The sequence below is a fragment of the Bradyrhizobium sp. BR13661 genome, from assembly GCF_029892425.1.
GTDB lineage: Bacteria > Pseudomonadota > Alphaproteobacteria > Rhizobiales > Xanthobacteraceae > Bradyrhizobium.
On record NZ_JARXWB010000010.1, the window covers coordinates 57,138 to 75,138 of the forward strand.

General features: G+C 63.8%; 19 protein-coding genes. 9 read left to right on the forward strand and 10 right to left on the reverse strand.

Annotation, left to right across the window (positions count from 1 at the left end; genetic code table 11):
- Positions 1 to 38 precede the first annotated feature (38 nt).
- The 3 genes from leuC to M2427_RS18040 are packed head-to-tail and all read left to right on the forward strand — an operon-like array spanning position 39 to position 3,418.
- Positions 39 to 1,463 (forward strand): 3-isopropylmalate dehydratase large subunit, encoded by a 1,425-nt coding sequence (leuC, locus tag M2427_RS18030; RefSeq protein ID WP_280707839.1) that lies wholly within the window; start codon positions 39 to 41, stop codon positions 1,461 to 1,463.
- Positions 1,460 to 2,059: a 3-isopropylmalate dehydratase small subunit gene (gene leuD / locus M2427_RS18035; protein WP_280707840.1), complete on the forward strand. Its 600-nt coding sequence runs from the start codon at positions 1,460 to 1,462 to the stop codon at positions 2,057 to 2,059. Before leuC ends, leuD begins: the two co-directional genes overlap by 4 nt.
- Positions 2,060 to 2,104: 45 nt before the next feature.
- Positions 2,105 to 3,418, forward strand: a complete 1,314-nt coding sequence (locus tag M2427_RS18040; RefSeq protein WP_280707841.1) for a 2-hydroxycarboxylate transporter family protein — start codon at positions 2,105 to 2,107, stop codon at positions 3,416 to 3,418.
- Between the two features lie 51 nt (positions 3,419 to 3,469).
- Here M2427_RS18040 and M2427_RS18045 read toward each other — a convergent pair whose 3' ends face one another.
- The 4 genes from M2427_RS18045 to fabI form a co-directional block, all read right to left on the reverse strand.
- On the reverse strand, positions 3,470 to 4,660 hold the full coding sequence (locus M2427_RS18045; RefSeq protein ID WP_280707842.1) for an adenylate/guanylate cyclase domain-containing protein: 1,191 nt from the start codon (positions 4,658 to 4,660) through the stop codon (positions 3,470 to 3,472).
- A gap of 83 nt (positions 4,661 to 4,743) precedes the next feature.
- Positions 4,744 to 5,832 (reverse strand): chorismate synthase, encoded by a 1,089-nt coding sequence (gene aroC, locus M2427_RS18050; protein WP_280707843.1) that lies wholly within the window; start codon positions 5,830 to 5,832, stop codon positions 4,744 to 4,746.
- A gap of 178 nt (positions 5,833 to 6,010) precedes the next feature.
- On the reverse strand, positions 6,011 to 6,610 hold the full coding sequence (locus tag M2427_RS18055) for a histidine phosphatase family protein (protein ID WP_280707844.1): 600 nt from the start codon (positions 6,608 to 6,610) through the stop codon (positions 6,011 to 6,013).
- 12 nt (positions 6,611 to 6,622) lie between these two features.
- Positions 6,623 to 7,435 (reverse strand): enoyl-ACP reductase FabI, encoded by an 813-nt coding sequence (gene fabI, locus M2427_RS18060; RefSeq protein ID WP_280707846.1) that lies wholly within the window; start codon positions 7,433 to 7,435, stop codon positions 6,623 to 6,625.
- A gap of 171 nt (positions 7,436 to 7,606) precedes the next feature.
- Between fabI and M2427_RS18065 the strand changes: the two genes are divergently transcribed.
- Both M2427_RS18065 and M2427_RS18070 read left to right on the forward strand, forming a co-directional pair.
- Positions 7,607 to 8,095 carry a sigma-70 family RNA polymerase sigma factor gene (locus M2427_RS18065; protein WP_128953175.1) on the forward strand — a complete coding sequence of 163 codons (489 nt, stop codon included), beginning with the start codon at positions 7,607 to 7,609 and terminating at the stop codon, positions 8,093 to 8,095.
- A gap of 106 nt (positions 8,096 to 8,201) precedes the next feature.
- Positions 8,202 to 8,972 carry an anti-sigma factor gene (locus tag M2427_RS18070; protein ID WP_280707855.1) on the forward strand — a complete coding sequence of 257 codons (771 nt, stop codon included), beginning with the start codon at positions 8,202 to 8,204 and terminating at the stop codon, positions 8,970 to 8,972.
- Positions 8,973 to 9,372: 400 nt separating this feature from the next.
- On the opposite strand, the gene M2427_RS18075 is transcribed toward M2427_RS18070, so the two are convergent.
- Together M2427_RS18075 and M2427_RS18080 are read right to left on the reverse strand one after the other, a co-directional pair.
- Positions 9,373 to 10,341, reverse strand: coding sequence for a J domain-containing protein (locus M2427_RS18075; RefSeq protein WP_280707856.1), 969 nt, complete (start codon positions 10,339 to 10,341; stop codon positions 9,373 to 9,375).
- Between the two features lie 110 nt (positions 10,342 to 10,451).
- Entirely contained in the window at positions 10,452 to 10,859 is a 408-nt protein-coding gene (locus tag M2427_RS18080) for an RT0821/Lpp0805 family surface protein (protein WP_348521934.1), read from the reverse strand.
- 113 nt (positions 10,860 to 10,972) lie between these two features.
- Here M2427_RS18080 and pdxH point away from each other — a divergent pair, with 113 nt between their 5' ends.
- The 3 genes from pdxH to M2427_RS18095 are packed head-to-tail and all read left to right on the forward strand — an operon-like array spanning position 10,973 to position 13,178.
- Positions 10,973 to 11,614 carry a pyridoxamine 5'-phosphate oxidase gene (pdxH, locus tag M2427_RS18085; RefSeq protein ID WP_280707859.1) on the forward strand — a complete coding sequence of 214 codons (642 nt, stop codon included), beginning with the start codon at positions 10,973 to 10,975 and terminating at the stop codon, positions 11,612 to 11,614.
- Positions 11,615 to 11,642: 28 nt separating this feature from the next.
- Positions 11,643 to 12,395, forward strand: coding sequence for an SDR family oxidoreductase (locus tag M2427_RS18090; protein WP_280707860.1), 753 nt, complete (start codon positions 11,643 to 11,645; stop codon positions 12,393 to 12,395).
- A gap of 39 nt (positions 12,396 to 12,434) precedes the next feature.
- The gene (locus M2427_RS18095; protein WP_280707862.1) at positions 12,435 to 13,178 is read left to right on the forward strand and encodes a class I SAM-dependent methyltransferase; all 744 of its coding nucleotides are present in this window, start codon (positions 12,435 to 12,437) and stop codon (positions 13,176 to 13,178) included.
- A gap of 83 nt (positions 13,179 to 13,261) precedes the next feature.
- On the opposite strand, the gene M2427_RS18100 is transcribed toward M2427_RS18095, so the two are convergent.
- Together M2427_RS18100 and M2427_RS18105 are read right to left on the reverse strand one after the other, a co-directional pair.
- On the reverse strand, positions 13,262 to 13,495 hold the full coding sequence (locus M2427_RS18100) for a hypothetical protein (RefSeq protein ID WP_280707863.1): 234 nt from the start codon (positions 13,493 to 13,495) through the stop codon (positions 13,262 to 13,264).
- A gap of 207 nt (positions 13,496 to 13,702) precedes the next feature.
- Positions 13,703 to 14,680, reverse strand: coding sequence for a magnesium transporter CorA family protein (locus M2427_RS18105; RefSeq protein ID WP_280707864.1), 978 nt, complete (start codon positions 14,678 to 14,680; stop codon positions 13,703 to 13,705).
- 349 nt (positions 14,681 to 15,029) lie between these two features.
- Between M2427_RS18105 and M2427_RS18110 the strand changes: the two genes are divergently transcribed.
- Complete coding sequence (locus tag M2427_RS18110; RefSeq protein WP_280707865.1) at positions 15,030 to 15,713, forward strand: L,D-transpeptidase; 684 nt, start codon at positions 15,030 to 15,032, stop codon at positions 15,711 to 15,713.
- Between the two features lie 104 nt (positions 15,714 to 15,817).
- Here M2427_RS18110 and M2427_RS18115 read toward each other — a convergent pair whose 3' ends face one another.
- Both M2427_RS18115 and M2427_RS18120 read right to left on the reverse strand, forming a co-directional pair.
- Positions 15,818 to 16,882: a DUF4424 family protein gene (locus tag M2427_RS18115; protein ID WP_280707866.1), complete on the reverse strand. Its 1,065-nt coding sequence runs from the start codon at positions 16,880 to 16,882 to the stop codon at positions 15,818 to 15,820.
- Positions 16,883 to 16,922: 40 nt separating this feature from the next.
- Complete coding sequence (locus tag M2427_RS18120) at positions 16,923 to 17,996, reverse strand: extensin family protein (protein WP_280707867.1); 1,074 nt, start codon at positions 17,994 to 17,996, stop codon at positions 16,923 to 16,925.
- Positions 17,997 to 18,001: the final 5 nt, after the last annotated feature.

The following is an 18,001-nucleotide window of genomic DNA, read 5'->3' on the forward strand; positions in this document are numbered from 1 at the left end:
ACCCTCCCTGAAAGCCAGATTTACTTTCGGGAGGCGGAATGTCCGGGCGCACGCTCTACGACAGACTGATCGACGCGCATGTGGTCCGCAAGCTCGACGATGACGGGCTGGTGCTGCTCTATGTCGATCGCACCGTCCTCAACGAATATACCAGTCCGCAGGCCTTTGCCGGCCTGCGCGCCGCCGGGCGCAAGGTGTGGAATCCGTCGGCCGCGCTGATGGTGGTCGACCACGTCAACCCGACTGCGGCCCGCCGCACTCGCCGGATGCCGGATGCCGATGCGACGCGGCAGGTCGACTATTTCGCCGACAATGCGCGCGATTTCGGCATCGAATATTTCGACATTCTCGATCCGCGCCAGGGCATCGAGCACGTCGTCGCCCCCGAGCAGGGGCTGGTGATGCCGGGCATGGTGATCGCCGCCGGCGACAGCCACACGACTGCTTACGGTGCGTTCGGCGCGCTCGGCTATGGCATCGGCACCTCCGACATCGAGCATTATCTCGCGACCTCGACGGTGCGTTACCGCCGGCTGAAGACCATGCGCATCAACGTGACCGGGCGGCCGCCGCTCGGGGTGACGTCGAAGGACGTCGTGATGGAGATCATCCGGCGCATCGGCGCCGATGGTGCCACCGGCTTTGCGGTGGAGTTCGCCGGCCCTGCGGTGAGCGAGATGAGCGTCGAAGGCCGCATCGTGATGTCGATCATGATCGTCGAGGCCGGCGCGCGCGGCGTCGTCATCGCACCAGACCAGAAGGTGCTCGATTATCTCTGGGGACGCCCGCGCGCGCCAAAGGGTGAGATGTGGGAGCGCGCCGCCGACGCCTGGTTGCAGCTTTGTAGCGATTCCGACGCCCGCTTCGACCGGGAGATGACGATCGATGCCGGCGACGTCGCGCCTGTCGTGACCTGGGGCACGAGCCCCGACCAGGCGATCGCGGTGACCGATCGCGTGCCCCATCCCGACGGCAATGCCACTGCGGACCGCAAGACGGCGGCGACGCGCGCCCTCGCCTATATGGGCCTGACCGCGGGAACGCCCATCCAGTCGGTGCCGATCGATTTCGCCTTCATCGGCTCCTGCACCAATTCGCGCATCGAAGATCTGCGCGACGCGGCCCGCGTCTTCAGAGGCCGCCACGTCGCATCAGGCGTGCGCGCCATCGTCGTTCCCGGTTCGACCCAAGTCCGCGCGCAGGCCGAGGCGGAGGGGATCGCCAAAATCCTGATCGATGCGGGCGTCGAATGGCGGCAATCCGGCTGCTCGATGTGTCTTGCGATGAACGACGACATCCTCGCGCCGGGCCAGCGCTCGGCGTCCTCGACCAACCGCAATTTCGAGGGCCGTCAGGGGCCCGGTGCGCGCACGCATCTGATGAGCCCGGCGATGGTCGCGGCCGCCGCAGTCACCGGCCGCATTTCCGATGTGCGCGACCTGATCCGGGGAGATTTGCCATGACGCCATTCCATTCTGTCTCCGGCGCGGCAGCACCGATGACGACGCCGAACATCGACACCGACGTGATCATGCCGAAGATGTTCCTGAAGGGTGTCGATCGCAGCGGCCTCGGAGACGGCGCCTTCAATCTGCTCCGCTTCACCGAAGGAAAGCCCAATCCCGACTTCGTCCTGAACCAAGACGGCTATCGCGACGCCTGTTTTCTCATCGTCGGGCCGAATTTCGGCTGCGGCTCGAGCCGTGAGCATGCGGTCTGGGGGCTTCAGCAGCTCGGCATCCGCGCCCTGATCGGCACCAGCTTCGCCGGAATCTTTAGCGATAATTGCGCCAATAACGGCCTGCTGACGATCAGCCTCGATGCCGCCACGGTCGGCACCCTTGCCGACATCGTCGCGACCCCCGCGAGCAATCGTCTCACCATCGACCTCGAGCGGCAAACCATCCGCATCGACGGCGGCACCATTCCTTTCCTGATCGAACCGGCGCGGAAAGAGGCCTTCCTCACCGGGCGGGACGCGATCAGCTCGACGCTCGTCTTCGCCGACGACATCCGTGCCTTCGAGGCACGCCATCGAGCGGACAATCCCTGGTTCTGAGCACGCATACCCAAGCAAAAACGAAAACGACAAAGGGAGGCTTTCTTGACCGACACCACGATGAAGCTGGCGGAGACGACGCCACCATCTACACTTGCAGCGCTGAAAATCGGCCCGCTGCCGATCACCGTCTATGTTCCGGCCGCGCTCGTTTGCGCCGCCGCGGTCTATTCCGGCAAGCTGCCGAATGACGTGATCGGCGGCCTGTCGGTGCTGATGCTGCTCGGCTTCCTGCTCGGCAAGCTCGGCCAGACCATTCCGGTGTTGAAGCGGATCGGCGGCACGGCGATCATGTGCCTGTTCGTGCCATCAGCGCTGGTCGCCTACGGCCTGATGCCCGAGACGGCGCTGAAGGCGATCACGACGACCTTCCGCACCGCCAATTTCCAGTATTTCTTCATCGCTTGTCTCGTCGCGGGTTCGATTCTCGGTATGCCGCACCGCGTCCTGGTGCAGGGCTTCGTCCGAATGTTCGTGCCGCTGCTGGTCGGCACGCTCTGCGCTATCACTGTCGGCATCACGGTCGGGCTGCTGTTCGGTCACAGCCCGAAGGAGACGTTCTTCTTCGTGATCATCCCGATCGTCGGCGGCGGTCTCGCCGAAGGCGTCCTGCCGCTGTCGATCGCGTACGCGGAGATGCTGCATCGGCCGCAAGGAGAACTCGTGGCGCAGATGGTCCCTGCTGCCCTGCTCGGCAACGTCGTCGCCATCGTCGCGGCAGGCCTGCTTGCGCGCCTCGCCGAGAAGCGGCGCGACCTCAACGGCCAGGGCATGCTGGTGAAGACAGGCGATGACGACATTCTGGGTCCCGTGCGATCCGACCACCCGATCGATCTCGGCCTGTTAGGTGCCGGCATCGTGCTGTCCTGCGTGCTGTTCGTGCTCGGCATGGTGCTCGCGCCCACTACCGGCATTCCCGGCCCGATCCTGATGATCATCGCCGCGGTCGTGCTCAAGCTGACAAAATTGTTGCCGGCCGAGATGGAGCTCGGCGCCTACCAGATCAACAAGTTCATGTCGACCAACCTCACCTTCGCGATCCTCGTCGCGATGGGAACGTTGCTCGTCTCATGGCAGCAGCTCGTGGCGTCGTTCAATCCGGGTTATATCGCGATCTGCACCACGACGGTGCTGGCGATGGTCGCCTCCGGCTTCTTCGTCGGAAAGTGGCTGAACATGTATCCGGTCGAGGCCGCGATCGTCACTGCCTGTCATTCCGGGCTCGGCGGCACCGGCGACGTCGCCATCCTCGGCGCCGCCGACCGTATGGGACTGATGGCCTTCGCCCAGATCGCAACCCGCGTCGGCGGCGCCATCATGATCGTGATCGCAACGCTGGCGATGAAGGTCGCGTACTAAGTGTGCTATCGCCGCGGTAGGTGATCGGAGAAAAATCATCGGTCGCCGCTATCACGCCATCACCACCGGCGTTTCCTCCGCGAGCCCGTACACGCGCTGCGCCTTGGAAAATCCCGCGATCGGAAAATCGCCGAGATCGCGCCAATCTTGCTGGCAAGCCTTGGCGAAGACCTCCGAGGCGACGACGGTCCGTCCCAGACGACCTGCGATCTTCTCCATGCGCGCCGCGAGATTCACGGCGGGGCCGATGCAGGTGAAGTCGAGCCTGTTGCCGCCGCCGATATTGCCGTAGAGGATGTTGCCGACATGCAGGGCGACGCCGAAACGAAAACGTTCGACGACATCGCCGACCGGATGCGCCAGCGCATCCACGCTGGCACGGGCTTCGCGCGCCGCTTCCAGCGTACGCGCACAGACATGGGCGGCATCGCCGACATATTCGTCGATCGGAAACACCGCGAGCAGGCCGTCGCCCATGAATTTCAGCACCTCGCCGCCGTGGCTCCGGATCGCGGCCACCTGGCAGTCGAAATAGCGGTTGAGGATCTCGACCACCGTCTCGGCCGGCAGCCGGTCCGAGAGCGCGGTGAAGCCGCGCAGGTCCGAGAGCCAGATCGCGGCCTGCATGGTGTCATTGTGGCCGCGGCGGATCTGGCCGGCGAGGATGCGCTCGCCGGCGCGATTTCCCACATAGGTGTCGAGCAACGTCGCGGCGGTGCGACGCAGGGTGACGATCTCGCTGACGCGCGCGAGCGGCGCGATGATGGAGCGGATGGTCGCGATGTCGTCATCGCTGAAGCCGCCGGGATGCCGCGTGGTCCAGCTGATGGCATGGATCGAGCCGTCGAGAAACCGCATCGGCGTCGCGATGTAGTCGCTGACGCCCTCGGCGCGCATGTCCTCCAGGAACGGAAACCGCTTGGTATCGACGTCGTTGATACGACCTCTGACTTCCCGTCCCTCCTCGAACACGATCCGAAGCGGGCTCCGCGCAAATTCGGGCGTATCGAGAATCTCGAAATCGACGGTGCCGATCTCGAGCTCCTCGCCCTGCCGCCAGATGAAATTGCGGCCGAAGATCTCGGGATGCAGCGTGCGGATGAAGACGCCGAACCGCCATAGCGGCAGGCCGGCTGCAACCAGCTGCTCGCAGGCGTCCGAGATCATCTCGGCCGGTCCGCGTGACGACCGGGCACCGTCGATCAGCCAATTGATGATGTGCTGGAGCTCGGAGCTTTCCATGGCCGCATTTGCCGACGAAGTTGTGGAATCGTCAAGCCGCGCGGTGGGCTAGTACCGCGGCATGAAAGCTTCACGCGAGAGCGCTAGCGCCCCACCTGTCCGCGATCGCGCAAAAAGTGGTCGGCCAGCACGCAGGCCATCATGGCTTCGCCGACGGGGACGGCGCGGATGCCGACGCAGGGGTCGTGACGGCCTTTTGTCATGATCTCGGTGTCGGCGCCCTGTCGATCGACGGTGAGGCGCGGCTGCAGGATCGACGAGGTCGGCTTCACCGCGAAACGCACCACCACCGGCTGTCCGGTGGAGATACCACCCAGAATGCCGCCGGCATGGTTGGACAAAAAGCGCGTGCCGTCATTGCCGGTGCGCATCTCGTCGGCGTTCTCCTCGCCGGTCAGCTCGGCCGCACCGAAGCCGGCGCCGATCTCGACGCCCTTCACGGCGTTGATGGTCATCATCGCGCCGGCGAGTTCGGAATCGAGCTTGGCGTAGATCGGCGCACCAAGGCCGGCCGGCACGCCCTCGGCGACGATCTCGAGCACCGCGCCGATCGAGGAGCCGCTCTTGCGGATGCCGTCGAGATAGGTCTCGAAGAACGCCGCCTTGTCCTTATCAGGGCAGAAGAACGGGTTCTTCGCGATCTCGTCCCAGTCCCACTTTGCGCGGTCGATCTTGTGCGGCCCCATCTGCACCAGGGCGCCGCGCACCTTCACGTCAGGCAGCACTTTTCGCGCGATCGCACCGGCGGCGACGCGCATCGCGGTCTCGCGCGCCGAGGAGCGGCCGCCGCCGCGATAGTCGCGCAGGCCGTACTTCGCCTCATAGGTGAAGTCGGCATGACCGGGGCGAAACTTGTCCTTGATCTCCGAATAGTCCTTGGAGCGCTGGTCGGTGTTCTCGATCAGGAGCCCGATCGGCGTGCCCGTGGTCACCTGCACACCGGTTTCGGGATGCGCCATCACGCCCGACAGGATCTTCACCTGGTCGGGCTCCTGGCGCTGGGTCGTGAAGCGCGACTGGCCCGGCTTGCGGCGATCGAGATCCTGCTGGATGTCGGCCTCGGTGAGCGGGATCATCGGCGGGCAGCCGTCAACCACGCAGCCGATCGCCACCCCATGGCTCTCGCCAAAGGTGGTGACGCGGAACATGTGGCCGAAGGTGTTGAAGGACATACCGAGCTGCCGCTTAGCGTTGATGTTTTGCATAAACGTTGTTTGTCAACGTCGTAGCGCCGAGGAGGATTGGGTTCAACCCTAGTTCCGTCATTCCGGGGCGATGCAAAGCATCGAACCCGGAATCTCGAGATTCCGGGTTCGCCCTTCGGGCGCCCCGGAATGACAGTGGGTTGGCTTAACTATACTTGTCCAGCCGGCCGTCGCGGAACACGTAGACGGCGCCCTGCTCGATATAGAGCTCGGCGGCGCTGGCCGGCGTCTCCAGGCCGAGCGAGACCATCAGGGCCCGGCAGGTGCCGCCATGGGCGACCGCCACGGTATCGGCCTTGAGCTCGTCGTACCAGGCGCGCACGCGGACCTGCACGTCGGCGTAGGTCTCCGCACCCGCGGGCCCGACGGTCCATTTGTCGGCAAGGCGCCTCGCATAGATCTCGGGATCTCTCGCCTCGCTTTCGGCCAGCGTCAGCCCTTCCCAGACGCCGTAGCCGATCTCGCGCAGGCGATCGTCGAGCGCGTAGTCAGCGACCGGCAATTCGAGCTTGCCGCGCGCGAGTTCCATGGTCTGGCGCGCTCGGCCGAGCGGGCTCGACACATAGGGCAGTGCGGCCTTGTCGCGGCCGTCGCGCCTGAGGAGATCGGCCAGGATGAGGCCTGCCTGCACGGCCTGGTCGCGGCCGCGCGCATTCAGCGGAATGTCCCGGGTGCCCTGAAGCCTGCCGAGCGCGTTCCACTCGGTCTCGCCGTGGCGAAGATAATAGATCGTGGGCACGGGCATTGCTGACGGTGGTCAGTCCTTCGACGTATCCGAGGCTTCAGGCCGCACCATGCCCAGCACGTTGTAGCCGGAATCGACATGATGGACCTCGCCGGTGACGCCGCGCGACATGTCGGAGAGGAAATACACCGCGCTGTCGCCGACCTCCTCGATCGTCACGTTGCGCCGCAGCGGCGCGTTGAGTTCGTTATACTTCAGAAGAAGGCGTGAATCGGCGATGCCGGCGAAGGCCAGGGTCTTGATCGGACCGGCCGAGATCGCGTTGACGCGGATCGCCTTCACACCGAGATCGGCGGCGAGATAGCGCACGCTGGCCTCGAGCGCAGCTTTGGCAACGCCCATCACGTTGTAGTTCGGCATCCACTTCTCCGAGCCGTAATAGCTGAGCGTGATGATCGAACCGCCGTCGGTCATCAGCTTCTCGGCGCGCTGCGCGATGGCGGTCAGCGAGTAGCAGGAGATCAGCATCGACTTGGAGAAATTGTCCGCGGAGGTGTCGACGTAGCGGCCCTCGAGCTCGTCCTTGTCGGCAAACGCGATCGCGTGCACGACGAAATCGATCTTGCCCCACTTCTCCTTCAGCACGTCGAACACCGCGTCGATGGTCGCAGCATCGGTGACGTCGCAATGGCCGAGCATCAGCGCGCCGAGCTCGGCGGCGAGCGGCTCGACGCGCTTTTTCAACGCATCGCCCTGGTAGGTGAGCGCGATCTCGGCGCCGGCCGCCTGACATGCCTTGGCGATGCCCCAGGCGATCGAGCGGTTGTTGGCAACGCCGAGGATGACCCCGCGCTTACCCTGCATCAGACCTGAATTCTGCGCCATTGCTCGCGTCCTGTAGCTCTCGTTAAGGTTTGGAGGTACACCAGCCCTCCGGCGCGGTACAGTCCTAATCCGCGGCGTTAACGCTGTTTCCAGCGCCGGAATAGCCGTTCCATTCGGGTGTTATGATCGCTATAGGCGCTCGCGCCTGATGTGAAGGACGTCCAGACGGCCATGAGTGCGTTTCGCCAGAGCGTGGAAGCCATGATCCCGGCGTTGCGCCGCTACGCCCGCGCGCTGACGCGCGATGCGGATGCGGCCGACGATCTGGTGCAGGACACGCTGGTGCGTGCGTTGCGTTCGGAGCGATTGTTTCTCGGAGGCGACGTCAGGAGCTGGCTCTACACGATCCTGACCAACCTCAACAAGAACCGGCGGCGCTCGCTGGCAAGGCGGCCGCAATTCATGCAGCTGACGGAGAACAACCCGGATGCCAGCGGAACGGAGGCGGAAGGGCGCGACATCGAGCGCGCGCTCTCGACGCTGGTCGAGGAGCAACGCTCGGTGCTGCTGCTGGTGATGCTGGAGGGCATGAGCTACCGCGAGGTCGCCGACATCCAGGGCGTGCCGATCGGCACCGTCATGTCCCGCCTGGCGCGCGCCCGCGCCCACGTGAAGGCCTCGCTGGAGGGTGAGCGCCCGGCGCTCAGACGGGTGAAATGATGGCAGGATTGATGCATCGCAAAGGCCGGGTCCCCTGCACGGAGAGAGCAGCAGCGCAATTGGACCGCGTCAGATATTTTGGGCCGCAGAGCCAGAGACGACCGATATGAACGACCGCAATATTCCCGTGACCGAAGACGAGCTGCACGCCTTTGTCGATGGCGAATTGCCGCCCGAGCGCCGCGCCGACGTCGAGGCCTGGCTGACCGCCCATCCTGAGGATGCCGAGCGCGTGCAGTCCTGGCGCGCGATGGCCGAAATGCTGCACGCCCGCTACGACGCGGTCGCCCAGGAGCCGGTGCCGGCCCGGCTGGAGCTGGAGCGGCTGGAGCGCCGTCCGCGGCAATGGCTCTATGGCGCGATTGCGGCCACGCTGGTTGCCTTCGTCGCCGGCGGCACGGCCGGCTGGATCGCCCATGGTGCCGCCAACGCGCCTTCCACCTTCCAGGCGTTTACGGCGGACGCGCTCGATGCCCACCGCCTCTATGTCGTCGAGGTCCGCCACCCCGTCGAGGTCGGCGGCAACGAGCGCGATCACCTCCAGGCCTGGCTGACCCGGCGCTGCGGCTGGACCGTGTTCGCGCCCAATCTCGAGGCGAGCGGGCTCAAGCTCGTCGGCGGCCGGCTGCTGCCGGGGCCGAACGGGCCGGCATCGTTCCTGATGTATGAGGGCGCCTCGGGCGAGCGCTATACGATCTACACCGCCAAGACGGAGACCGGCGCGACCCAGATGCGCTACGCCAGGACGGACAAGGACGGGGCGCTGTTCTGGGCCGAGCGCGGCGTCGGTTACGTCGTCAGCGGCGGCGCCGACCGCGATCGGCTGACCAGGGTGGCCCAGGCCGTGTACGACCAGGCCGAGAAAAGCGGCGGCTGAACAACCGCGCAAACGCCGTGCCTCGATTCCGTCATTGAAAATTTGGAATCAAGACATGGGCGCGTCTCATTATCGCACCGGGTGTTCACGCGATTATGAGTGGCGTTCGATCCGCCGATCGACGCGGGCGGCCTCGATTGGGGTTTTTGGTACCGCGCTGGTCCCCCTCTCGAGGCCGCACCTTTTTATCGGCTGCCCCGCCGGACAGCCGACACGTCGAGCATCGAAGCGCTACCACGCTTCGCGTGTATGACGAGCATCATCCGTCCGGAGATGCGCTAAGCCTTTAGGAGAACCCCTTCAGGCTGGATCTCGCCCTAAAGCGCGACATGCCACGCTTTAGCTTATTGTTGGCCATGACCTTTCCAGAAAACCGCTGCGCACTTTTCCGGATCATGCGTTAGCCAAGCCCGCTACGCGGATTGTAGGGGTGCTGGTCCCGCCACTTCTGCATCAATGCTTCAAGCTCGGCGTCGTTCCCGTCCGGTAGCATAATCCTGATGGTGACGAAGAGATCCCCGGTGCCGCCGGATTTCGGCAAGCCCTTGCCCTTGAGGCGGAACGTTCGCCCGCTGGACGTGTTCTTCGGGACCGACAGCTCCACGGCATTGCCGAGCGTCGGCACGCGAATCTTGCCACCGAGCACCGCCTCGTAAAGCGTGATCGGGAGATCGATCCGAAGGTCCGCGCCATCGATCTTGAAGAACGGATGGGGCGCGATGCTGATGGTGATCAGGAGGTCGCCGGGCGGATGGCCCTGCGCGGTTTCGCCCTGTCCGCGCAGACGGATCTGCTGACCTTCAATGACGCCCGCGGGAATCTTGACGTTGAGTTCCTTGCCGTTCGGCAACCGGACGCGCTTCTCGGCGCCCTTGATGGACTCTTCCAGCGAGACGGACATGGCGACATTGACGTCGAGATCGAGCCCGATCCCGCCGGTGTCAAATTCAAACTGGGGACCGCCGCCGGCTCCGGGCCGCGCACCGCGCATCCCACCGCCGAACATGCTGTTGAGAATATCCTCGAAGGCGCCCGCCCCCTGGCCGGGGCCAGCGCCGCCGCCACGGAACGAGTACTCGAAGCCGCCGGGACCTGCGCCCGCGCGACCGCGCGGCCCGCCGCCACCCGGAAAGCCCTGGAAGCGCGGCTTGCCCTCGGCGTCGATCTCGCCGCGATCGAACTGCTTGCGCTTGTCCTCGTCGCCGATGATCTCGTTGGCCGAATTGATCTCGGAGAAGCGCTCCGCGGCCTTGGGATCATCCTTGTTGCTGTCAGGATGATGCTTCTTGGCCAGCTTGCGATAGGCGCTCTTGATCGCGGCAGCGTTCGCGCTCCGCGGCACCCCCAAGACCTCATAGGGGTCGCGCATCCGTCACGTCTCCTTCAAGAAATCCAATTGTTCAAAGGGCTCCCCGCCCTACCCGCCGGCTCATGTGGGGGTGGAGTGGTATTTTTGCAACTAGGCACGCGCTCCGAATCCTAGCTCCGCCACGGCTTTAGCGTATGAATCTCCCAACGGCCACGGCTGCTTTGGCAGCCGGCACCCTGGAGCCAGCTTTCGGTGGTGCCGTTGACGTAGCTTGCCAGGAAGTCGCGGCACTTGCGGCCATCCTCGGCGGCGTAGGATTGCGCGATCGGCGTCACCGAGCCGCGCGCGCCGGTTTCCGGATTCTCCCAGTGCTGGCTGGCATCCTTGTCGCCCATGCTCAGCACGTCGGAGGCGGCGTTACGGGCAAAGGCGAGATCGGTCTCGGTCGGTGCGGCGTCCTTCGCCGGCCGCGCGATCGAACCCGTGAGGTCGCTGTCTTCACTCTTGGCGTAGGCGTTGGTGTCAGTGCGGGACAGGCTGCAGCCACCGGCGCCGAGTCCGATTAGAATCATCGTCATGACGAGGCTTGATGGCCGCATCGCCGATAGGCCAACGCGTCCCCATGCCCTATATAGGGCGAGAGCAGACAACAGCGCGCTTTGGGCCGCGGGACGCAATTCGGACTCCAGACATGACCGACACGACCTCGATAAAACACCAGACACCCTTAACATCCGGTGATTTTACCGCCGCCGATGAGCCGTTCGCGCTGTTCGAGGCCTGGTTGAACGAGGCGATCAAGAGCGAGCCGAACGATCCGAACGCCATGGCGCTCGCAACCGTCGATCCGGACGGCCTGCCCGATGTGCGCATGGTGCTGATGAAAGGCTTCGATACCGAGGGTTTTGTCTTCTACAGCCACATCGCAAGCCAAAAGGGCCGCGAACTCGCCGCAAATCCTAAGGCAGCGTTACTATTTCACTGGAAGTCGCTTCGCCGTCAGGTGCGCATCCGCGGCAACGTGACGCCGGTGACCGATGCCGAGGCCGACGCCTATTTCGCGACACGCCCGAAGCAGGCGCAGATCGGCGCCTGGGCCAGCAAGCAGTCGCAGGAGCTGGAGAGCCGCTTCGCCTTCGAGCAGGCCATCGCGAAAGTCGCGGCCAGGCACGTCATCGGCGATGTGCCGCGGCCGCCGGGCTGGAGCGGCTGGCGCATCACACCCTCGCGGATCGAGTTCTGGCACGACCGCCCGTTCCGCCTGCACGATCGCATCGAATTTCGTCGTGACGCGGCCGGCCAGCCGTGGTCCAAGACGCGCATGTATCCCTGAAGCTTTTGGGCCGACCTGAAAGATGTCCATGCCGCATTCGTCCAATGCGCCGCGCCGCACGCTGCTCCTGACCGGAGCAAGCCGCGGCATCGGCCACGCCACCGTGATCCGCTTCTCGTCGGCGGGCTGGCGTGTCATCACCTGCTCGCGGCATGCCTTCCCGGAGGACTGCCCGTGGGACGCAGGCCCCGAGGACCACATCCAGGTCGACCTCGGCAATCCCCAGGACACCGCGCGCGCGATCTCCGACATTCGCAACCGGCTCGAAGGCGGCCTGCTGCATGCGCTGGTCAACAACGCCGCGATCTCGCCGAAGGGTCCGGGCGGCTCGCGGCTCGGCTCTGTTGACACCGACCTCGACACCTGGACGCACGTCTTTCACGTCAACTTCTTCGCGCCGATCATGATCGCGCGCGGCTTGATCGAGGAATTGAAGGCGGCCAAGGGCTCGGTCGTGAACGTGACCTCGATCGCGGGCTCGCGCGTGCATCCCTTTGCGGGCGCGGCCTACGCCACTTCGAAAGCTGCGCTTGCATCCCTGACGCGCGAGATGGCCTCCGACTTCGGCCGCGTCGGCGTCCGCGTCAACGCGATCGCACCTGGTGAGATCGACACCTCGATCCTGTCGCCGGGCACCGAGAAGATCGTCGAGCAGCAGATTCCGATGCACCGCCTGGGCACGCCGGACGAAGTCGCCAAGATCATCTACGTGCTGTGCACGGACACCAGTTCCTACGTGAACGGCGCCGAGATCCACATCAACGGCGGCCAGCACGTCTAGGCCAGGTGATGCATGGGCCGGTTTGCAAGCACGGCGTCAATGTACGAGCACCTGCGGCCACCTTACCCGCGCGAATTTTTTCGCACCGTCGCACACAAGCTCAGCCCCACCAGAGAGAGCAGCCTGATCGATCTTGGCACCGGACCCGGCCTGCTGGCGTTGGGCTTCGGTCCTTATGTCGGCCGCGTCGTCGCTGTTGATCCGGAGCCTGCGATGCTCGACGCTGCCCGACTTGCCACCGCGCGCGCAGGGCGGCATGTCACGCTGATCGAAGGCAAGGCGGAGACGCTTCCCCTCGATATCGGCAGTTTCGACATCGTCACGATCGGACGAGCGCTGCATTGGATGGATCGTGATGCAGTGCTCGCACGGCTCGAGGAGCTGGTCGCCTGCGACGGCGCGATCCTGATCTGCGCTTCGTTCTCCGCCACCGACGGCCGTAACCCGTGGCTTGATGGCTACAACGAGATTCGCCGCCGCTGGTCACCGGCCAAACTCTGGGAGGAAGCCGGCAAAGGAACGCGTACCCATCGCGACCTTCCCGCGTTCTTTCGCGGCAGCTCGTTCCACCCCACCGAACTCGTCACAGTCGAGACCAACCATCTGGTCGGCCTGTGGGAGTTGGCGGAACGCACACTCACCTATTCATCGTCCTCGCGCGAGGCGTTGGGCGAGAATGTCGAGGCTATGCTGCGCGATGTCGAGAACCATCTCGTCTCGTTCCACCACGACTACGCGATCGCCGAGACCATCGTCTCGACGGCTGAGATCGTGAAGCGCTAGGGGATTTGCCGCGGAAGGCGGGAAGCAAGGCGATCCAGACAACGCCGCCGCAGGACTGGATCGCCCGCCCTTCCTTCCGCTCCTCAGTCCAGGCGAATGCGACGCGACCGTTCGCGCAGCCTCAACGTTGCAGCATTTGGTGCGGTTGCACTGAATGCAGTCGAGCAATCGTCGTCGTTCTCGCCATCGAGCAGCGGAGCACCACAGTGCCGGCACATGCGCGCCGACAACGACGGCGCCTTGCCGCTCGCCACCACCTGACGATAGGTCGTCAGATCGATGACGTTGCGGGGCGTCGTTATGTGTTTCTCAACCATGGTTTTTCCTCGCGGCTAACCCGCTGCTTATCGCAGACAAGTTTCGCACAAACGTTCAGCCCACTGCTCAAATTTTACCGGAGGAATTGGGGCGCGGCACACACATCACGGCGCGGCCGCAATGGCGCTCTATTCTGCGACACCATCAGCCATGTCTCGGCGACCGGCGTAAGGTCTCGGTCACTATTTCGAAAAGCGCGTGCCGGATCAGAGCCATTTCTTCAACTTGAAGAGCCAGTAAGGAACGATCGCGGCGATCACCATCAACACGATGGCAAAGGGATAGCCGTGCTCCCATTCGAGCTCCGGCATTGCCTTGAAGTTCATGCCGTAGATCGAGGCGATCAGCGTCGGCGGCATCAGGACAACGGCCATGACCGAAAACAGCTTGATGATGTTGTTCTGCTCGAGGTTGACGACGCCGAGCATGGCGTCGAGCACGAAGGTGATCTTGCTGGAAAGATAGGAGGCGTGGTCGGTCAGTGAGGCGACGTCGCGCTGCATGGTCTTGAGCTGCTCGCGCATGTCCTTCGACCATTTTACGCCCTCCACCACCGCCGAAAGGAAGGTGACGACGCGGCCGATCGACACCAGGCTCTCGCGAACCTTGGAGGTCAGATCGCCCTTGCGGCCGATCGAGATCAGGATCTGCGAGTATTGCTTGGCGTGGCCGTGGCGCTCGCTCTCGGGCTCGAAGATGTCGTGGCTGACCTGGTCGATCTCCATGCCGCAGCGTTCCAGAATGTCGGCGCAGCGGTCGATCACGGCGTCCAGGAGCTCCATCAGCACCATCTCGCCTGTGATCGCGGGGGTGCAGGACCGGGCGAGCTTGGCCTCAACCAGGGCGAACGGCTTGGGCTGGTCATAGCGGACCGTGACCAGGCGATGGTCGCCGAGGATGAAGGTCACCGCCGTGGTCCGGGGCATGTCGGTATCGGAGTGGCACATCAGCGTCGCGGTCATGTAGCGCGCACTGTTCTCGATATAGAGGCGGCTGGAGATCTCGATCTCCTGCATATCCTCCCGGGTCGGGATCGCGATCCCCAGGAGGCGCTCCACCGCCTTGTCCTCGGCCGCGGTCGGGTTGACCAGGTCGATCCACGGCGAATTCTCCGGCAGAGCCCCAAGGTCCTCGACGACGGCCTTCTTCAGAGAGGAGTCGGTGGGAACGAACACAGAAAACATGAACAACTCCAAGAGAGACTGAAGAGAGGCCTGCGACAGAATGACTGGCCCTTAGCGCGATTCTGACAAGTTCATGATGACAACCACATTAACGGAGCGTTTGCATTTGTGGCGGGGACGTGGCCCAACTGTGGCAAAGAATCGACAGTCGGGCTTTTCGCGCCAAAACCCTGCCCTAACCGCGCAAAACTTGCGGCAAAAAAGCCACAGGTTGGATCTCGCAGAGCGGGATAAGCTCCTAAAAGCTGGAATTGTGGCAGATTTCAACGATAATGAAATCAACGGAGTCGAAGGCCTTGGGTGCTACACTTAAGGACCTGCGCGGTGTTGTTTTGATTGGAACCAAACCATGTCGTCGCTGAAAGTTATGTTGGGCGTGTTGGCTGCTGGCTTCATGCTGTCTGGCTGCATGCAGGGCGCGCATTACGAAGCCACCAACACCCAGAATTTCAAGCCCAAGGACAAGGAACTCCTTGCCAAGATCCGGTACGAGAATACGCCGGTGGCAGAGCCGTTCCGTCGCGCCATCGTCGACTATCACCGCAAGGAATCGCCGGGCTCGATCGTGGTCGATTCCGACAACCACTACCTCTACTACGTGATGGATGGCGGCAAGGCGATCCGCTACGGCATCACCGTCGGCGAAGAGGCCATGGCTTGGTCCGGCATCGCCAAGGTCGGCAGCATGACCGAGTGGCCGGCCTGGCACCCGACCCCGGGCGAGATTTCGCGCCTGGGCGTGCCGACCTTTGTCGCCCCGGGTCCGGACAATCCGATGGGCTCGCGCGCGATGTACCTGTATTCGGGCGGCAAGGACACGCTGTTCCGCATTCACGGCACCAACCAACCGGAATATATCGGCGCCTCGATCTCGTCGGGCTGCATCCGCCTGACCAACGAGGACGCAATCGACCTGTACAGCCGTGTCAAGATCGGCACCATCGTCGTGGTGCTCGAGCCGAAGCACGGCGACTCGCCCTACAATTCGCGCCTTGCGCTCCAGGGGGGCGGTGGCAACACCAGTTCTTACTAAGCGGAACTTGCATCAAGCTTTTGAAAAGCGCCGGTTTCACCGGCGCTTTTTTGTTGCGGGCGAGGCACCGGCGGCCGTGCAGATCGGTGGGCTTGGCTCCGTGCCTATCTCGCCGCCGATCCATCGGGTTTGCCCAGGTCGCGGCCGGAGACGAACAGAATGTCGAGATCGCTGATCGGCGTGTAATCGTTGGCAACCGCGTTGAAGCCATAGGGCGCGCGTTGCAAGTGCAGGCCCGGGACCGGACAGGTCGACACCAACTCGGCGCCGCCCTTATCGATCTGCAACTCGAAGCGTCCGATCGGGCCACGCCAGTTCGCGCCGGTCTTCAGCACGTACTGGACGTTCTCGTACCAGGTGGTGAAATCACCCGAGAGAACTCCACCTTTCGTCATAGCGGCCTGATACTGGCGGTCGAGCAGTCTGCCTTCAGCAACGTTGTAGCCTTGGTCGAAGCACCATTGCCCGCCTAGTTTCTGATCGGTTCTCGCTAACCTGTTGTTCCCATCGTTTGGACCTGCCGTGACGTAGAAATTGCCGTAAATAGGACGATACCGGTGGCGTACCGAAATCTGCTTCCCAGCTGGAAATGTCTGCGGCCAGTGAAAATTGACCCTCACGGACCAGTCGGCGACAGGATCGGCTGTCCCGGATTTCGAATCGATAGCGCCGCCAATGATGGCCCCTAATCGTCGAAGCGCATCCACCTTGTCCGTCCGGCTGAAGTCTGGATTGAAAGGATCGACCCCGAGACGCTTGAGTTCGGCGGTGATCTCGGTTTTGCCGAATGCCCTGATTTCGATGTCAGGCTTGACCTCGTGGCCGTCGACCCAGACCTGAAACCCGATGAAATTCGGATCCTTGCCGAACGGGATGTTGAGCGGGCTAAAATACCAGACGGTTTGGCTGAGTTCCGGAAGGGGAAATGCGATCAGCGTCGTTACATCCGTCTTGCCCGTGTTTTCGAAGACATAGTCGACTTCAACCAACCGGGGCGAGATGCGCAGGACCTCGGACACCATCCGGACGTGGTCATTCCTGACTAACTCCAACCCGCCTGCAGCCATTGAGGCCGAAGAATCATTGGCCCGGGCAAGCCTAGCGCCCACCACGGCCAAGGTCGGAATCAAGAGCAAGAGGACAATTGTGGATCGGAGTATGGCAATCATTAGAGGTCCCGGCTGAGCAACCGCACCGGAAAATGGCGGGCTATTTAGCTCTGAACCGGGGCTGTTTCATTTTTTTGACAGGTGCGGCAGCAGGAGGCAGAACTAGATTCGCCCTCTCCGCCGCCTCGTCCTCGGCCCCATCCTTGCCCCCCTCAGACTTGGCCGCGACCTCGCGCGGCGGCGCCTCCTCGGGGCGTTCCGCCGGCAACAGGGGCGCGACTTGGGGCAAGGGGTCCCAGACGTTCCATTGGCAGATCCGGTAGTCGTTGCGCCGCTGCGCGAGATCGAGGTGGATGTGGTCCTCGTGATACCAGTCCGAGCCCGGGCCGAGCACGGTGGAGAATCGCGAACAGACCGATTGCAGCACGCGCTCGCGCACGTCGCGGGACATAGTGCGGTCGGTCAGGCCGATCGACTGCCCGTTGGCGAGCTTGAACGAACGCACGTCGAGCGCGTTGGCCTTTCCGTGTTCTGACAGCATCGCGCCGACGATCCGGTTGCGGCCGCGGCATTCGAAACTGTCGAAATTGTCGAGGTCGGTGATGGTCGAGCCGAGGCCCGTGGCCAGCGGCACCATGTCAGTGCGCACCCAATCCGCAATCGCCGATGCCATGGTGCATCGAAGGATCGCCGCCGGTTTGACTGCGACCTTGCGCTTGTCAGGCAAGACGATCGCCTCCAGCCGCACCAGGTCTTCGCCGCCACAGGCACCGGGGCCGTGGATGTCGGGAATGGACGGCGCGACCGCAATCTCCTCGGTCAGCGCAAGTCGGCATGCCGAGAGCTCCTTCTCGGGCGGCGGCGCAGCTTCGGCTGGCTTATTGGGCTTGTCCGGGGCAGACTTTTCGCCGGCCTCCGCCGCGGCCTCATCGGTTGCCTTTGGGGCTTCCTCCGGACGCGGCTTTGGTAGCGGTACCCTCGCGGAATGAACGCTGCCGCGCGGCCGTGGTGTACCAAGACCGAAGATATCGAGCGGCGCAGCATAGTTTCGCGCGTCCGCCCGATCCGTGAGCACAAGCGCCAGCCCCAGCGCAGCGGTAACCATTGCCGCGCCGGCGGACATATTGCCGCGACAAGACCATTTGCGGCGAAAGTCCGGCAGGCTAAAACTCATGACAA

Bases quoted from the DNA above. Each gene is read 5' to 3' on its own strand.
- leuC (WP_280707839.1), top strand. From the start codon at position 39: ATGTCCGGGCGCACGCTCTACGACAGACTGATCGACGCGCATGTGGTC.
- leuD (WP_280707840.1), top strand. From the start codon at position 1,460: ATGACGCCATTCCATTCTGTCTCCGGCGCGGCAGCACCGATGACGACG.
- M2427_RS18045 (WP_280707842.1), bottom strand. From the start codon at position 4,660: ATGGAAAGCTCCGAGCTCCAGCACATCATCAATTGGCTGATCGACGGT.
- aroC (WP_280707843.1), bottom strand. From the start codon at position 5,832: ATGTCCTTCAACACCTTCGGCCACATGTTCCGCGTCACCACCTTTGGC.
- M2427_RS18055 (WP_280707844.1), bottom strand. From the start codon at position 6,610: ATGCCCGTGCCCACGATCTATTATCTTCGCCACGGCGAGACCGAGTGG.
- fabI (WP_280707846.1), bottom strand. From the start codon at position 7,435: ATGGCGCAGAATTCAGGTCTGATGCAGGGTAAGCGCGGGGTCATCCTC.
- M2427_RS18065 (WP_128953175.1), top strand. From the start codon at position 7,607: ATGAGTGCGTTTCGCCAGAGCGTGGAAGCCATGATCCCGGCGTTGCGC.
- M2427_RS18070 (WP_280707855.1), top strand. From the start codon at position 8,202: ATGAACGACCGCAATATTCCCGTGACCGAAGACGAGCTGCACGCCTTT.
- M2427_RS18075 (WP_280707856.1), bottom strand. From the start codon at position 10,341: ATGCGCGACCCCTATGAGGTCTTGGGGGTGCCGCGGAGCGCGAACGCT.
- M2427_RS18080 (WP_348521934.1), bottom strand. From the start codon at position 10,859: ATGACGATGATTCTAATCGGACTCGGCGCCGGTGGCTGCAGCCTGTCC.
- pdxH (WP_280707859.1), top strand. From the start codon at position 10,973: ATGACCGACACGACCTCGATAAAACACCAGACACCCTTAACATCCGGT.
- M2427_RS18090 (WP_280707860.1), top strand. From the start codon at position 11,643: ATGCCGCATTCGTCCAATGCGCCGCGCCGCACGCTGCTCCTGACCGGA.
- M2427_RS18095 (WP_280707862.1), top strand. From the start codon at position 12,435: ATGTACGAGCACCTGCGGCCACCTTACCCGCGCGAATTTTTTCGCACC.
- M2427_RS18100 (WP_280707863.1), bottom strand. From the start codon at position 13,495: ATGGTTGAGAAACACATAACGACGCCCCGCAACGTCATCGATCTGACG.
- M2427_RS18105 (WP_280707864.1), bottom strand. From the start codon at position 14,680: ATGTTTTCTGTGTTCGTTCCCACCGACTCCTCTCTGAAGAAGGCCGTC.
- M2427_RS18110 (WP_280707865.1), top strand. From the start codon at position 15,030: ATGTCGTCGCTGAAAGTTATGTTGGGCGTGTTGGCTGCTGGCTTCATG.
- M2427_RS18115 (WP_280707866.1), bottom strand. From the start codon at position 16,882: ATGATTGCCATACTCCGATCCACAATTGTCCTCTTGCTCTTGATTCCG.
- M2427_RS18120 (WP_280707867.1), bottom strand. From the start codon at position 17,996: ATGAGTTTTAGCCTGCCGGACTTTCGCCGCAAATGGTCTTGTCGCGGC.